The sequence below is a fragment of the Leucobacter triazinivorans genome (assembly GCF_004208635.1).
In the GTDB taxonomy this organism is placed as follows: domain Bacteria; phylum Actinomycetota; class Actinomycetes; order Actinomycetales; family Microbacteriaceae; genus Leucobacter; species Leucobacter triazinivorans.
This window is the reverse complement of record NZ_CP035806.1, coordinates 162,461-176,848: the sequence shown is the minus strand read 5'-3', so window position 1 is coordinate 176,848 and position 14,388 is coordinate 162,461. Positions and strand designations below refer to the sequence as shown.

At 69.3% G+C, this 14,388-nt stretch carries 10 protein-coding genes; 4 read left to right on the top strand and 6 right to left on the bottom strand.

What is annotated here, in order from left to right:
• Positions 1–161: 161 nt before the first annotated feature.
• Positions 162–2,252 carry an excinuclease ABC subunit UvrB gene (gene uvrB, locus EVS81_RS00820; protein ID WP_130108710.1) on the bottom strand — a complete coding sequence of 697 codons (2,091 nt, stop codon included), beginning with the start codon at positions 2,250–2,252 and terminating at the stop codon, positions 162–164.
• Between the two features lie 383 nt (positions 2,253–2,635).
• Here uvrB and EVS81_RS00815 point away from each other — a divergent pair, with 383 nt between their 5' ends.
• Together EVS81_RS00815 and EVS81_RS00810 are read left to right on the top strand one after the other, a co-directional pair.
• Entirely contained in the window at positions 2,636–3,214 is a 579-nt protein-coding gene (locus tag EVS81_RS00815) for a potassium channel family protein (protein WP_130108709.1), read from the top strand.
• A 24-nt stretch (positions 3,215–3,238) separates the two neighbouring features.
• Positions 3,239–4,375 (top strand): serine hydrolase domain-containing protein, encoded by a 1,137-nt coding sequence (locus EVS81_RS00810; protein ID WP_130108708.1) that lies wholly within the window; start codon positions 3,239–3,241, stop codon positions 4,373–4,375.
• Positions 4,376–4,388: 13 nt separating this feature from the next.
• Here EVS81_RS00810 and EVS81_RS00805 read toward each other — a convergent pair whose 3' ends face one another.
• Genes EVS81_RS00805 through ileS form a run of 5 tightly spaced genes read right to left on the bottom strand, consistent with a single transcriptional unit; the run spans position 4,389 to position 11,366 of the window.
• The gene (locus EVS81_RS00805; protein ID WP_130108707.1) at positions 4,389–5,594 is read right to left on the bottom strand and encodes a winged helix-turn-helix domain-containing protein; all 1,206 of its coding nucleotides are present in this window, start codon (positions 5,592–5,594) and stop codon (positions 4,389–4,391) included.
• A 46-nt stretch (positions 5,595–5,640) separates the two neighbouring features.
• Positions 5,641–6,057: a nucleoside-diphosphate kinase gene (gene ndk / locus EVS81_RS00800; RefSeq protein ID WP_130108706.1), complete on the bottom strand. Its 417-nt coding sequence runs from the start codon at positions 6,055–6,057 to the stop codon at positions 5,641–5,643.
• 58 nt (positions 6,058–6,115) lie between these two features.
• Positions 6,116–6,586 (bottom strand): DUF4233 domain-containing protein, encoded by a 471-nt coding sequence (locus tag EVS81_RS00795; RefSeq protein WP_240739902.1) that lies wholly within the window; start codon positions 6,584–6,586, stop codon positions 6,116–6,118.
• Positions 6,583–7,926, bottom strand: coding sequence for a bifunctional folylpolyglutamate synthase/dihydrofolate synthase (locus EVS81_RS00790; protein ID WP_130108704.1), 1,344 nt, complete (start codon positions 7,924–7,926; stop codon positions 6,583–6,585). Before EVS81_RS00790 ends, EVS81_RS00795 begins: the two co-directional genes overlap by 4 nt.
• The gene (ileS, locus tag EVS81_RS00785) at positions 7,923–11,366 is read right to left on the bottom strand and encodes an isoleucine--tRNA ligase (RefSeq protein WP_130108703.1); all 3,444 of its coding nucleotides are present in this window, start codon (positions 11,364–11,366) and stop codon (positions 7,923–7,925) included. Before ileS ends, EVS81_RS00790 begins: the two co-directional genes overlap by 4 nt.
• A gap of 722 nt (positions 11,367–12,088) precedes the next feature.
• Between ileS and EVS81_RS00780 the strand changes: the two genes are divergently transcribed.
• On the top strand, positions 12,089–13,438 hold the full coding sequence (locus EVS81_RS00780; RefSeq protein ID WP_240739901.1) for a quaternary amine ABC transporter ATP-binding protein: 1,350 nt from the start codon (positions 12,089–12,091) through the stop codon (positions 13,436–13,438).
• Complete coding sequence (locus EVS81_RS00775) at positions 13,438–14,337, top strand: ABC transporter permease (protein ID WP_130108702.1); 900 nt, start codon at positions 13,438–13,440, stop codon at positions 14,335–14,337. Before EVS81_RS00780 ends, EVS81_RS00775 begins: the two co-directional genes overlap by 1 nt.
• Positions 14,338–14,388 lie beyond the last annotated feature (51 nt).

The window sequence follows — 14,388 nt, the reverse complement described above, 5'->3', positions numbered from 1 at the left end:
TCGCGGCAGCGTGTTCGGTGCAGACCTGTGACTTGGGTGCACACCTGTGACTTGGGTGCACACCTGTGACTTGGGTGCACACCTGTGACTTGGGTGCAGACCTGTGGTTTCAGGGTGCGGCCCGGCAGGCAGCACACCCCACGGCGTGAGGTCTCAGGGGCTCAGAGATGCCCCGCCGCGTCCATGCTGCGCAGCTCGCGCTTGAGCTCGGCGACCTCGTCGCGCAGCCTGGCCGCGAGCTCGAACTTGAGCTCCTCGGCGGCCGAGAGCATCTGCCCGGTGAGGTCGGCGATGAGCTCCTCGAGCTTGGCGGCGCCCTCGCCCGCGATCGCCCCGGCGCGCGCGGCCGCCTTGCCCTTCGCCCGCTGCGGTGACGCGCCCGTGCGCTGGGCGTGAGCGCCCGTTCGCGAGAGCACGTCCTCGGTGTCCGCAGCCTCGCGCGCAAGCATCTCGGTGATGTCGCCGATCTTCTTGCGCAGCGGCTGCGGATCGATGCCGTGCTCCGTGTTGTACGCGACCTGGATCTCGCGCCGGCGGTTCGTCTCGTCGATCGCCTCGCGCATGGATCGGGTGACGGTGTCGGCGTACATGTGCACCTGGCCGGAGACGTTTCGGGCGGCGCGGCCGATGGTCTGGATGAGGGAGGTCGAGGAGCGCAGGAACCCCTCCTTGTCGGCGTCGAGGATCGAGACGAGGGAGACCTCGGGCAGGTCGAGACCCTCGCGCAGCAGGTTGATGCCGACGAGCACGTCGTACACGCCGGCGCGCAGCTCGGTGAGCAGTTCGACGCGGCGCAGCGTATCGACGTCGGAGTGCAGGTAGCGCACCCGGATCCCGGCCTCCTCCATGAATGTGGTGAGCTGCTCGGCCATCTTCTTGGTGAGTGTGGTGACGAGCACGCGCTCGTCTCGTTCGGCGCGCACCCGCACCTCCTCGAGCAAGTCGTCGATCTGACCCTGCGACGGCTTCACGACGATCTCGGGATCGACGAGGCCGGTGGGGCGGATGATCTGCTCGACCACGCCGTCCGCCAGTTCCATCTCGTACGAGCCCGGCGTGGCGGAGAGGTACACGGTCTGACCGACCCGCTCCTTGAACTCGCCGAACTTGAGCGGCCGGTTGTCGAGCGCGCTCGGCAGCCGGAAGCCGTGATCGACCAGGGTGCGCTTGCGCGAGGCGTCGCCCTCGTACATCGCGCCGATCTGGGGAACGGTGACGTGCGACTCGTCGATCACGACGAGGAAGTCGTCCGGGAAGTAGTCGAGCAGGCAGTGCGGCGCCTCCCCCGGCTGCCGCCCGTCGATGTGTCGGGAGTAGTTCTCGATCCCCGAGCAGAATCCGATCTGCTCCATCATCTCGAGGTCGAACGTCGTGCGCATGCGCAGGCGCTGCTCCTCGACCAGCTTGTTCTGCTGCTTGAGTTCGCGACTGCGCCCGTCGAGCTCCTCGGCGATGGTGCCCATCGCCCGGTTCATCACCGTGCGGCTGGCGACGTAGTGGGAGCCGGGGAACACCGAGACGGTCTCCACCTGCTTGATCACGTCGCCCGTCACGGGGTGAAGATAATAGAGCGCCTCGATCTCGTCGCCGAAGAACTCGATCCGGATCGCGAGCTCCTCGTACATCGGAATGATCTCGACGGTGTCGCCCCGCACGCGGAAGTTGCCGCGCACGAACTCGATGTCGTTGCGCTGGTACTGCATGTCGACGAAGCGGCGCAGCAGCACGTCGCGATCCAACACGTCGCCGACGGCGAGCGGCACCATCGCCTCGTAGTACTCCTCGGGCTTCCCCAGGCCGTAGATGCACGAGACCGTGGAGACGACGACCGTGTCGCGGCGCGAGAGCAGCGCGTTGGTGGTGGAGTGGCGCAACCGCTCGACTTCGGCATTGACCGACGAGTCCTTCTCGATGAACGTGTCGGTCTGCGGCACGTACGCCTCGGGCTGGTAGTAGTCGTAGTAGCTGACGAAGTACTCGACCGCGTTGTTGGGCAGCAGCTGCCGGAACTCGCTGGCGAGCTGTGCCGCGAGGGTCTTGTTGTGGGCCAGGACGAGCGTCGGACGCTGCACCGCCTCGATGAGCCACGCGGTGGTGGCGGACTTGCCCGTGCCGGTCGCGCCGAGCAGCACGACATCGGTCTCGCCCGCATTGATGCGGCGCGCGAGCTCGTCGATCGCTTTCGGTTGATCGCCGCTCGGCTCGTACTCGCTGACCACTTCGAACGGGCGGACGCTGCGGGTGGGTTCCATGGCTTCGAGACTACTCGGGGCCCCCGACATTCGTATCCAGTATTCGCGATCGGCGCACGAGGAGCCCACGCCTCGAGATCGAGCTGGAGCGGCCCCTCTGCGTGCGGTTGCCGGGGCTGCCGCCACGGGGCGGCTCTCACGAGGTCGAACTGCTGCGGTTCTGGGCGGACGACCCGGAGGCACTGCTCGAAGAGGTGCGGCGGCAGCTCTCTCCCGATGCCGCGCGGACCGCAGCGGACGACCCTCCGGGAGCCGTATAGAGTAGGCGCATCGCCGCGGCGGACGGACGGGACCCGGCGCACCGAGCAGAGGGAGACTCCAGGAGTGGACGCGCATCGCATCGACCTCGCACTGTCCGCGGCACCGCAGGCGGCGGTCTGCGCATGAGCCGCGACGATGCCGGTGTGCTCGCCGCCCGGTCGACCCGTCTGAGCCGACGCACGCTGCTGTGGGTGCTCGTGCGAAGCGGCGCGACCGGCCTCGGACTGTTCGTCGCGTACTGGTTCCTGCCGCTCGACGCGATCGACTCGCCGCCGCTGCTCTACTTCATCGGAGGGACCGCGCTCTTCGCCCTGAGCGTCGTCTGGCAGCTGCGCATCATCGCGGTCTCCCCGATCCCGGTCCTGCGCGCGGTGGAAGCCATCGCACTCCTGCTGCCCCTTGCGATCCTGGTCTCCGCGGGAGCGTACGTGGTCATGTCCTCGGTCGATCCCGACGCCTTCAACGAGCCGCTGGACAAGATCGACGCGGTCTACTTCTCGGCGACAGTACTGACGACGGTGGGGTTCGGGGATATCGTCCCCGTCGCCTCGTCGGCCCGCGTCGCCGTGGCGATCCAGATGCTGCTCAACCTCGTGATCGTCGCCGTCGTGGTGCGCGCCATCACCGCCGCGACCAATCACTCCCGAGCGTCGCGCGCTCCCGGCGCGGAACGCTCTGCGGCGCCGCCGACGGCCGACTGAGGCGGGCTGTGATTGGATGGGAGCATGCCGCTCTCGCGCCGCTTGGCCGCCCTCGCCCTGTCCTCCCTCGTCGCGCTCACGATCGCGGGGTGCGCGGCGTCCCCGGGGCAGACGCAGGTTCCGGAGCCCGAGCCGGCCGAGACGCTTCCCACGCCGTCCGAGCTCGAGGCCGCCGTGGAGCGCTCCCTCGACAGCTCGGGGGTTCCCGGAGCCGCGGTGATCGTCACTGCGGCGGACGGCGCCAGCAGTGTCGTCGTGATGGGCGAGGCCGCGCCGGGACGTCCGGTTGAGCCCGAGACCCGCTTCGCCTACCGCAGCATCACGAAGTCGCTCGTCGGCACGGTCGTGCTGCAGCTCGCAGCCGAGGGGCGCGTGGACCTCGACGCTCCGGTGAGCGACTTCGTCGACGGGGTGCCCGGCGGCGACGATATCACCGTCGAGCAACTCGGCGCGATGCGCTCCGGGATCGCGAACTACTCCGCGCAGCCCGGCCTCGGGGAGCTGCTCTCGAGGGATCCCGCGCGCGAACCTGGGGTCTCCGAGCTGCTCGCCCTCGCCTACGCCGAGAGTCCGGTGTTCTCGCCCGGCTCGGCGTACGAGTACTCGAACACCAACACGCTGCTGCTCGGCGAGATCATCGAGCGCGCGACGGGAGACTCGTGGGTGTCGCAGGTGGACGAGCGGATCGCCCGGCCGCTCGGCCTCGAGTCGCTCGAGTACGGGTTCCTGGACCCCGAGTTCGACGCCACCGGCTTCGCTCTCGATCACGGCGAGGCGGTCGAGGAATTGCCCGTCGTCGCGCCCGGCTGGTTCGGGGCCGCGGGCGGACTGACGGGAGACGTCTCGGACCTCGCGGACTGGGGCCGGGCGCTCGGCAGCGGCTCACTCGTCGACGAGGCCGCGCAGCGCGAGCGCATCCGTTCGCTCGGCTCGATCGCCGACGACCCGGCGAGCCCATTCTACGACCGGTACGGATTCGCGCTGGGCGAGCTCGAGGGGTGGCTGGGGCACACCGGGAACGGGCTCGGCTTCCAGAGCCTCGTGATGTACGATCCCGAGTCCGAGCGAGTCGCGGCGATCCTCATCAACGGCACGGGCGAGGATCCGGATCTGCCCGCAGCAGTCTTCGCGGACCTGCTCGACGTGCTGCCCCCGGCGTAGGCATCGCCTCGGCTCAACCCGCGTCGAAGCGTTGCGGCAGCCGCAGGTTGCCGATCCCGCTCACCCGCACCTCGTGCAGTCCCTGCCAGCTCGCGGCGCGCTGCAGCAACTCGACCGCGACCTCGGGGGTGCGCGCCGGTGCGCGATCCTCCTGCCAGGCGGCCTGCACCAGCAGCGCGCGGTCCGTTCGATCGGCCTTCAAATCGATGCGTCCCGCGAGCCGCCCGCCGACCATGAGCGGCAGGCAGTAATAGCCGTAGCGCCGTCGCTCCTTGGGCGTGTAGATCTCGATGCGGTAGTGGAAGTCGAAGAGGCGCTCGGCGCGCGGCCGGAACCAGACCACCGGGTCGAACGGCGTGAGCAGCGCATCCGGGGCGAGCCGCGCGGGCAGCCGGCCGTCGCGGTGCATCCACGCCGGCTCCGGCGAGCCCGAGGGCCGCGTCCATCCGGCGACGCGCACCGGGATCACGAGTCCCTCGTCCTCCAGATCCCGCAGCGCGGCACGCGCATCCGCCGTCTTCAGCCGGTGGTAGTCCGCGACATCTGCGAGCGTCGCCACCCCGAGCGACTGCGCCGCGCGCTCGACGAGCGCCCGCTGCGCCTCTTGACGAGGTACGGAGCGCAGAGCGGATGCGGGCAGTGCGTGCTCGGCAAGGGTGTACCGCCGCTGAAAGTTCTCGCGCCCCGCCGCGACCACCTCTCCCTGAGCGAAGAGCAATTCCACGGCCCGCTTCGTGTCGCTCCAGTCCCACCACGGCCCCCGCGGCCCGCGGGGCTCCGTCTCCAGCTCGCGCACCAGTCGCGGTTGGCCGTCGGCCAGCACGTCGCGCACCCGAGCCGCGCTCGCGGCCAGCGCATCCGTCCGTCCTTCGACGGCACTGCGTTCGCGGTACTCCTCCATGCGCCAGCCGAAGAGGGCGCGGTCGTTCACCGGGACGAACGCGGCCTCGTGGGCCCAGTACTCCGTGAACTCCCCGCTCTGCCACAGATGCCGGTCGAGCGCGATCGGATCGTAGTCGCCGTGCCGGGAGAAGAGCGGCAGGTAGTGGCTGCGCGCGAAGACGTTGACGGAATCGATCTGCAGCACGTGCAGGCGGCGCAGCGCCGGGTCGAAGGGCCGATGCCGCCGGAATCGAGCAGTGCCGGCGAACCCCTGCGCCGCGAGCGCGATACGGCGCGCTTCAGCGGGACGCAGGGAGATCGGCGCGGCGGAGCTCATGCAGACACGCTCCGCGCGGCACCCGACATCCGACCTTCGCGGTCGACTACGCGAACCAGAGCCCCAGCTCGCGCTCGGCGGACTCGACGGAGTCGGAGCCGTGCACCAGATTCTGCTGCACTCGCAGACCCCAGTCGCGGCCCAGGTCGCCGCGAATCGTTCCCGGCGCCGCCGTCGTCGGGTCGGTCGTGCCCGCGAGCACGCGGAACCCCTCGATCACTCGCTCGCCCTCGGCTCGGATCGCGACGATCGGGCCGGAGCTCATGAACTCGATGAGCGGCTCGTAGAAGGGCTTGCCCTCGTGCTCGGCGTAGTGGGCGGCGAGCAGCTCGCGATCGGCGTGCACGTACGCCAGATCGGCGAGCCGGTACCCCTTCGCCTCGATGCGACGCAGGATCTCGCCGGTCAGGCCGCGCGCGACGCCATCCGGCTTCACCAGGATCAGGGTTGCTTCTACGGACATGCACGCTCCTTCGTCACACGGGAAAACTGCGGGCCCATTCGGATCCCGATCTCCCAGCTTAGCCGTCTTGCGCGGCGAGCCACTGCAGCCGTGCCCGATCGATCTGTGCGCCCTTGACCATGCAGTAGATCCAGAGCGCCGTGAACAGCAGGCCCACGATCAGCGCCTGGGGCAGCAGGATCGCGGTTCCGAGCATGAGCGCGTGCACGATCCAGCCGATCACGATGCCGACGCGGCCGAGGCGCACGGTGGCGAGGCCCAGCACGATCACGGCGGCGAGCCCCCCTCCGATGACCAGCCCGAGTTCGCGCGGTTCGAGCACGCTCAGGCCGAACAGGGTGAGGCCGATCAGCACGACGATGATGAGCTCGAATCCCAGCACGATCGACGCGAGCGCCTTCTGGGTCGAACGCTGGCCGCGACGGGATCCCGCGAGGCGCATCGCCGAGTTGTGGGCCATGGTCTCCGAAGGCGAGAGCTGCAGTTCCGGCTCGTCGTCGGGCTGCGGTGCGGAGGCGACCGGAGTCATGCGATCCCCCATCCCTCGTCTCGGGAGTGGGCGATCGCCTCACCCGCGAGCAGCACCGATCCGACGACGAGGACCGCACGACCCTCCGCCCGTTCGGCCCAGGCGCGCGCCTCGTCGAGCGCCTCGGGCAGCGACTCGGCCACCTCGATCGGAGTGTCCGGGATGGCCTCCTCGGCGATCCCGTGCAGTGCGACGGCATCCGTGCTGCGCGGGGACGCCACGGGCGTCAGCGTGACGCGGTGGGCGACCGGGGCGAGCGCCGCGAGCACTCCGTCGGCGTCCTTCTCGGCGAGCACGCCCACGACGAGCGCCAGTTCCTCGAAGGCGAAGGACTCGGAGACCGCCCGCACGAGCGCCTCGGCTCCGTGCGGGTTGTGGGCGGAGTCGACGTAGACGACCGGATCGGCGCTGATGAGCTGCAGGCGTCCCGGCACGGTCAGCTGTGCGAGCCCCTCGTCGAGCACCTCCTCGGGGATCGGACGCTCGGCGCCGAAGAACGCCTCCACGGCCGCGATCGCGAGCACGGTGTTCTCCGCCTGATGACGGCCGAACAGCGGCACGAAGGCGGGATCGTAGGCGTACCCGCTGGGTCCCGCGACATCGATCTGCCGTCCGCCGACGGCGAGTCGATCCTCCACCAGGCGGAAGTCCCGTCCCTGCACGACGAAACGTGATCCGTTGCGCTCCGCGGCATCCTCGAGCTCCGCGAGCGCGGCCGGATCCTGCTCGGCGGTGACCACCGTGCTGCCCGGCTTGACGATGCCGGCCTTCGTGCGCGCGATCGTCTCGATGTCGGGGCCGAGGATCGCGGTGTGGTCGAGGTCGATCGGGGTGAACACCGCGACCCTCGCGTCCGCGATGTTCGTGGCGTCCCACTCCCCGCCCATGCCGACTTCGATGACCGCGGCCTCCACGGGTGCGTCGGCGAAGGCGGTGAAGGCGAGCACGGCGAGGGCCTCGAAGAACGTGATGGGACCCTGCTGCGAGGCCAGCAGCTCGGCGTCGACGACCTCGAGCGGCAACCGCAGTTCGTACCACGCCGCCGCGAGAACGTCACCGTCGATGGGCGCGCCGTCGATCTGGAAGCGCTCGGTGAAGTCGACGAGGTGGGGGCTCGTGAAGAGCCCGGTGCGCAGCCCGTGCGCGCGCAGCAGCGACTCGATGGCGCGGCTGGTGGAGGTCTTGCCGTTCGTGCCGGCGACCTGGATCACCGGGTAGGACAGTTGCGGCGAACCGGCGAGCTCGGCGAGGCGCCGCACCGGCTCGATGCGCGGGCGCGGGTTCGCTTCGCCGACCCGCTCCAGCAGTTCGGCGTAGACCCGCTCGGCTGCGGTGCTCACTTGTCGGCCTCCGTGTTCCAGTGATCGGTGGCATCGATCGTGACGACCATCGGGTCCTTGGCGGATCCGAGTGCCTGTGCGCTCGACATGAAGACACCGGGACCCGTCTCGGGCAGCTGCTGCAGCATGCCGGCGAACTCGTCGGCCGGCAGCGCCTGCGCCGCGAAGCCGACCGCGAGTGTCTCCGCGGCGATGAGCTCGCGGTGCGTCTCGAGCGCTTGTGCGTGCTCCGGCGCGGCGTTCAGCGCGAGCACGATCCGGTCGCTCACATCGAGGCCCGCATTCTTGCGCGCCTCCTGCACCGCGCGGATCGCGTCGCGCGCGATGCCCTCCGCCTCGAGCTCGGGTGTCGTCTCCGTCACGAGCAGCACGAAGCCGCCGCCCGGGATGAGCGCGAGCGCGGGGCCCTCATCAGTTCCATCGCCGACCTTCAGCGTGAGCTCGTACTCCTGCGGCTCGAGCGCGATGCCGCCGGCAGCGCCCGCGGCGGAAAGACCGACATAGACGACGCCGTCCTCCTCACTCCAGTCGCCGGACTTCGCCGCTCTGATGGCCTGCTGCACCTGCTTGCCGAGCCGCGGACCGGCAGCGCGGGCGTTCACCGCGAGCGTCTGCACGATGCCGTGCTCGTCCGCGCTGGTCTCGGTCTGCTGCACGAGGCGCACCGACTTGACGTTCAGCTCCTCGCGCAGGATGTCGGCGAAGGGCTCGAGCGCCTGCGGGCGCGAGGTGACGACGGTGAGCTCTGCGAGCGGGAGCCGCACGCGCAGGCGGCGGGCCTTGCGCAGCGCGAGCGCCTGGGAGGTGATCTGACGCACCTCGTCCATCGCGGCGACGAGCTCGGGATCCTCGGGGAACTCCGCAGCGTGCGGCCAGTCTTCGAGATGTACCGAGCGGCCGCCGCTGCACCCCTCCGTGTAGCCGAGGCCGCGCCACAGCTCCTCCGTGACGAGCGGGGCCAGTGGCGCCGCGACGCGGGCCACGGTCTCGAGCACGGTGTACAGCGTGTCGAAGGCCTGCCGGTTCTGCGCCTTCTCAGCCGAGGGCTTGCCGTTGCCCCCCGCGACGCCCTCCCAGAAGCGATCGCGCGAGCGCCGCACGTACCAGTTGGTGAGCACCTCAGCGTAGGCGCGCAGCGCCTCCGCGGCAGAGGTGGTGTCGAGCCCCTCCAGGTGCGCCTCGACGTCGCGGATCAGCTGCCCGGTCTTGGCCAGGATGTACCGGTCGAGCGGGTCCGTCGAGTCGGTGCGCCGTACGGCGTCGAGTCCGTCGGCGTTGGCGTAGAGGCTGAAGAAGTACCAGCTGTTCCACAGCGGCAGGATGAACTGCCGCACGCCCTCGCGGATGCCCTCCTCCGTGACGATGAGGTTGCCGCCGCGCACGACGGGCGAGGCCATGAGGAACCACCGCATCGCGTCCGAGCCGTCGCGATCGAAGACCTCGTTGACGTCGGGATAGTTGCGCAGCGACTTCGACATCTTGTTGCCGTCGCTGCCGAGCACGATGCCATGGCTGATCACATTGGTGAACGCCGGACGGTCGAAGAGCGCGGTCGCGAGCACGTGCTGCACGTAGAACCAGCCGCGGGTCTGCCCGATGTACTCGACGATGAAGTCGGCGGGCTGGTGCGTGTCGAACCAGTCCTGGTTCTCGAACGGGTAGTGCACCTGCGCGAAGGGCATCGACCCCGAGTCGAACCAGACGTCCAGCACGTCCTCGATGCGGCGCATCGTGGAGCGCCCGCTCGGGTCGTCCGGGTTCGGCCGCGTCAGCGCGTCGATGTACGGCCGGTGCAGGTCGATCTCGCCGGCCTCGTTGCGCGGCAGCTCGCCGAAGTCGGCCTCGAGCTCGGCGACGGAGCCGTAGACGTCGACGCGCGGGTGATCGGGGTCGTCGCTCTTCCACACGGGGATGGGAGACCCCCAGTAGCGATTGCGGCTGATCGACCAGTCCCGCGCGCCCTCGAGCCACTTGCCGAACTGTCCGTGCTTGACATTCTCGGGCACCCACGTGATCTGCTCGTTGACCTCGAGCATGCGGTCCTTGATCTCGGTGACGCGCACGAACCAGCTCGAGACCGCCTTGTAGATGAGCGGATTGCGGCAGCGCCAGCAGTGCGGGTACGAGTGCTCGTAGCTCGCCTCGCGCAGCAGCCGCCCGCGCTGCTTCAGCAGCCGGATGAGGGGCCGATTCGCATCGGCCCAGAGCTCGCCCGCGACGTCGGGGACCGATTTCAGGAAGCGGCCGCTGTCGTCGACGCTCACGATCACCGGGATCCCGGCCGCGGCGCAGATGCGCATGTCGTCCTCGCCGTAGGCCGGGGCCTGGTGCACGATTCCCGTGCCGTCGGCGGTCGAGACGTAGTCGTCGACGAGGATCTGCCAGGCGTTCTCCGTGCCCCAGGCCTCGGCATCTGCGTAGTAGTCGAAGAGTCGCTCGTAGTGCACGCCCGAAAGCTCGGCGCCGAGCACGGTGCGCTCGACCGCCTCGCGAGCGGCCTCGGCGGACTCGTAGCCGAGCTCCTTGTCGTGGTTCGCGACCAGATCCGCCGCGAGCAGGTAGTGGTGCTCCCCCGCGGCGGCCCCGTCCGCGGCACCGGCCGGACCGGCGGGGACGACCGCGTACGCGATCCCCGGCCCCACGGCGAGGGCGAGGTTGGTCGGCAGTGTCCAGGGCGTCGTGGTCCAGGCGAGCGCGCGCACGCCGGTGAGCCCGAGCTCCTCCGCACGGGCTCCCGTGAGCGGGAAGGCGACCGTGACAGACGGATCCTGCCGCATCTGGTAGACGTCGTCGTCCATGCGCAGCTCGTGGTTGGAGAGCGGGGTCTCGTCGCGCCAGCAGTACGGCAGGATACGGGAGCCCTCGTAGGCGAGGCCCGTGTCGTAGAGCCGTTTGAAGGCCCAGATGACGCTCTCCATGTACCCGAGGTTGAGCGTCTTGTAGTCATTCTCGAAGTCGACCCAGCGCGCCTGCCGGGTGACGTAGTCCTCCCACTCGCGGGTGTACTGCAGCACCGAGGCGCGCGCCTTCTCGTTGAAGGCGGCGACGCCCATCTCTTCGATCTCGGACTTCTCCGTGATGCCGAGCTGCTTCATCGCCTCGAGCTCGGCCGGAAGACCGTGCGTGTCCCAGCCGAAGCGGCGCTCGACCCTGCGCCCCCGCATCGTCTGGAAACGCGGGAACACGTCTTTCGCGTAGCCCGTCAGCAGATGCCCGTAGTGCGGCAGGCCGTTGGCGAACGGCGGGCCGTCGTTGAAGACCCATTCCTCGGCGCCCTCGCGATTGCGGATCGACTCGCGGAAGGTGTCGTCGTCTCGCCAGAAGGCGAGCACGCGCTGTTCGATCTCGGGGAGCTTCGGCGACGGGCTGACACCGGCGGGCTGCGGCTGCTCCGCGGCGGATGACGGAATGCCTGGAGTGTGCTGCTGGGGGTACGGCATGGGGTCCTTCTCGATTCCGGCTGCTGACGTGCTGCGATCCATGTTGCCGACGACCGCCGACATTCGCGGTCGCCGCCCGGATCGTTCTCATGCCGGGACGAGATCGGAGATCCATGCTCTCCATCCCGCGGTACCACCCCGCTTGCCGTGTCCCGCGCCACTCGGCGCGGCGCGCGGCCACTTTGTTCGGCTGTGACGGGCCATTCCCGTTCGGTTCTAGTGGGCGGCACCCCAGCTCGCGGTGAGCGGTGCCGCTGTTCTTCCGAAGACTCCCCGGTGATGGCCGGCTCGCAGTCGTTGTCTCGAGTTTACCGCATTCGCGCCGAGCCCGTCGGCCTTCTGCGGAGCCTCGCGCGCACCGCACTGTGTAACGTCCCGATAACGATGGACTGCGGGAGGAAACCCCGGTCACAGCTGTATTCGTCGCCTTCAGCCCCCGTGCGGGCGGACGCCTCGCCTTGCATCTCGCGCAGCGACGTTGTTAGCGTCGGATCAGCGTCGAGTGAGCACCCGTGCCGCTCGTCGTGCCCCTCGGAACCAATCTCGCTGAGCTACGGCGAACCGAACGGTCGGCACGACGGCAGGTGGCCGGTACGCATTCCGCCATACGATATCCGGCCTGTTGGGAGGCCGGTTCCGAGGCATGCCCCCAGTCAGTGTGCCCAGGTCCGCGTCATATCCGCGTCGCCGACCTGCGACTCCGCTCCAGAGGAAGTGAAGAAGTGACGAGAACAACTGAACAGCCCGATCGCGAAAGCGTCGGTGCGCCGGCGATCGCGGTCGAGGGCGCCTACAAGGTCTTCGGCCGTCGGCCGAAGGAGGTCGTGAAGCGGCTGCAGCAGGGCGCGTCTCGAGACGAACTGCGCCCCCAGGGCACCGCGGCCGTGATCGACGCGAGTTTCGAGGTGCACCCTGGCGAGATCTTCGTCGTGATGGGGCTCAGCGGCTCCGGCAAGTCGACGCTGATCCGCATGCTCAACGGCCTCAATCCGACCACCGAGGGGTCGATCCGGGTGAACGGCAGCGAGGTGGTCGGCCGCGGCGCCGCCGAGCTGCGCGAGCTGCGCCGCGACCACATGTCCATGGTGTTCCAGCACTTCGCCCTGCTTCCCCACCGCACCGTGCTCGACAACGTCGCCTACGGCCTCGAACTGCAGGGTGTCGCCACGGCCGAGCGTCAGGAGCGTGCGCGCGGCTGGCTCGAGCGCGTCGGCCTCTCCGGCTGGGAGCGCAGCTTCCCCGGAGAGCTCTCCGGCGGCATGCAGCAGCGCGTCGGCATCGCACGGGCCCTGGCGGCCGACACCGACATCCTGCTCATGGACGAGGCGTTCTCGGCGCTCGACCCGCTCATCCGGCGCGAGATGCAGGAGCAGCTCGTCGAACTGCAGCAGGAACTGGGCAAGACCATCGTGTTCATCACCCACGATCTCAACGAGGCCATGTTCCTCGGGGATCGCATCGCCGTGATGCGCGACGGCCGCATCGTACAGGTCGGCTCCCCGAACGACATCCTGACCGATCCCGCGAACGACTACGTCGCGCAGTTCGTGCAGGATGTCGACCGCGCGCGGGTGCTCACCGCGGGCGATGTGATGGAGCCGCCCCACGCGGTCGTGTTCGCCTCGGCCGGTCCGCGCACCGCGCTGAAGACGATGCGCGACCTGCAGACGTCCGCCTGCTTCGTCACGGATTCGTCGCGCAAGCTCCTCGGCGTGGTGCGCGATCGCGACGTGCTGCGGCAGGTGCGAGAGGGCAGCGCCGACCTGACCGAGCGCTTGCGCCCGACCCCGTCGGTGGTGACCCGTGATCAGCTCATCGCCGACCTCTTCGAGCTGGCCGTCGAGAGCCCGCTGCCCGTCGCGGTCATCGATGAGCAGGATCGCCTCATCGGGGTGGTGCCCCGCGTCACGCTGCTCGCGGCGCTGGCGGACCTGCCGGCGACCACCACCGAGATCCCGGTGATCGAGCCCACCCCCGATGTGCCCGCCGCCACGATCACCCGCATGCTCGCCGAGGACGGCGACGATCACGAGGGCGCACCCGGATTCGACCTGCACGAGGAGACACGCTGATGGACAACTTCCGCATCCCCGTAGGCGACTGGGGCGAGATCGCATTCGACTGGTTCAGGGACAGCTTCGAGTGGCTCATCGACATCATCACGATCGTGATCCGCACGGTCACCGACGGTCTCGTCGACGGCCTGCTCGCGGTGCCCTTTTTCGTGCTGATCGCGCTCTTCGCGCTCATCGGCTGGGCGATCCGCTCGTGGCAGTTCGCCGCGGGCACCGTGCTCTCGTTCCTGCTGATCGTCTCCATGGGGTTCTGGGAGAGCGCCATGCAGACCCTCGGCCTCGTGCTGATCGCGACGATCATCGCCGTGGCCATCGCGGTGCCGTTCGGCATCCTGGCGGCGAAGAACGACCGGTTCAGCGCGATCATCAAGCCGGTGCTCGACTTCATGCAGACGATGCCGGCGTTCGTCTACCTCATTCCCGCCGTGCTGCTGTTCAGCATCGGCTTCGTGCCGGGCATCTTCGCGACCGTGATCTTCGCGCTCCCGCCCGGCGTGCGATTCACCGAGCTCGGAATTCGCGGCGTCGACTCTGAGACGGTGGAAGCCGGCCAGGCCTTCGGGGCCACGCCGGGCAAGATCCTTCGCGGAATCCAGCTCCCCCTCGCGATGCCGACGATCATGGCCGGCATCAACCAGGTGATCATGCTCTCGCTGTCGATGGCCGTCCTCGCCGGATTCGTCGGTGCGCGCGGTCTCGGCATGGACGTCGTCTCGGCGGTCTCGACGCAGCGCCTCGCGCTCGGAATCGAAGCCGGCCTGAGCGTCGTGATCATCGCCGTCTACCTCGACCGCGTCACCGCGGCCCTCGGCAACCCCAATGACTTCCAGCACTCGCTCTCGGCGATCGCGAAGAAGCGGCGGGTCGAGCGCTCGGTCGCCGCTGCGGCGGCCTGAGACCGGGCCCGCGCACCAGATCCACCAGTACCAACGACGAAAGGACGCAAG

Coding starts and splice junctions, on each gene's coding strand:
- EVS81_RS00815 (WP_130108709.1), top strand. CDS start 2,636: ATGAGCCGCGACGATGCCGGTGTGCTCGCCGCCCGGTCGACCCGTCTG.
- EVS81_RS00775 (WP_130108702.1), top strand. CDS start 13,438: ATGGACAACTTCCGCATCCCCGTAGGCGACTGGGGCGAGATCGCATTC.
- ileS (WP_130108703.1), bottom strand. CDS start 11,366: ATGCCGTACCCCCAGCAGCACACTCCAGGCATTCCGTCATCCGCCGCG.
- EVS81_RS00810 (WP_130108708.1), top strand. CDS start 3,239: ATGCCGCTCTCGCGCCGCTTGGCCGCCCTCGCCCTGTCCTCCCTCGTC.
- EVS81_RS00795 (WP_240739902.1), bottom strand. CDS start 6,586: ATGACTCCGGTCGCCTCCGCACCGCAGCCCGACGACGAGCCGGAACTG.
- uvrB (WP_130108710.1), bottom strand. CDS start 2,252: ATGGAACCCACCCGCAGCGTCCGCCCGTTCGAAGTGGTCAGCGAGTAC.
- EVS81_RS00805 (WP_130108707.1), bottom strand. CDS start 5,594: ATGAGCTCCGCCGCGCCGATCTCCCTGCGTCCCGCTGAAGCGCGCCGT.
- ndk (WP_130108706.1), bottom strand. CDS start 6,057: ATGTCCGTAGAAGCAACCCTGATCCTGGTGAAGCCGGATGGCGTCGCG.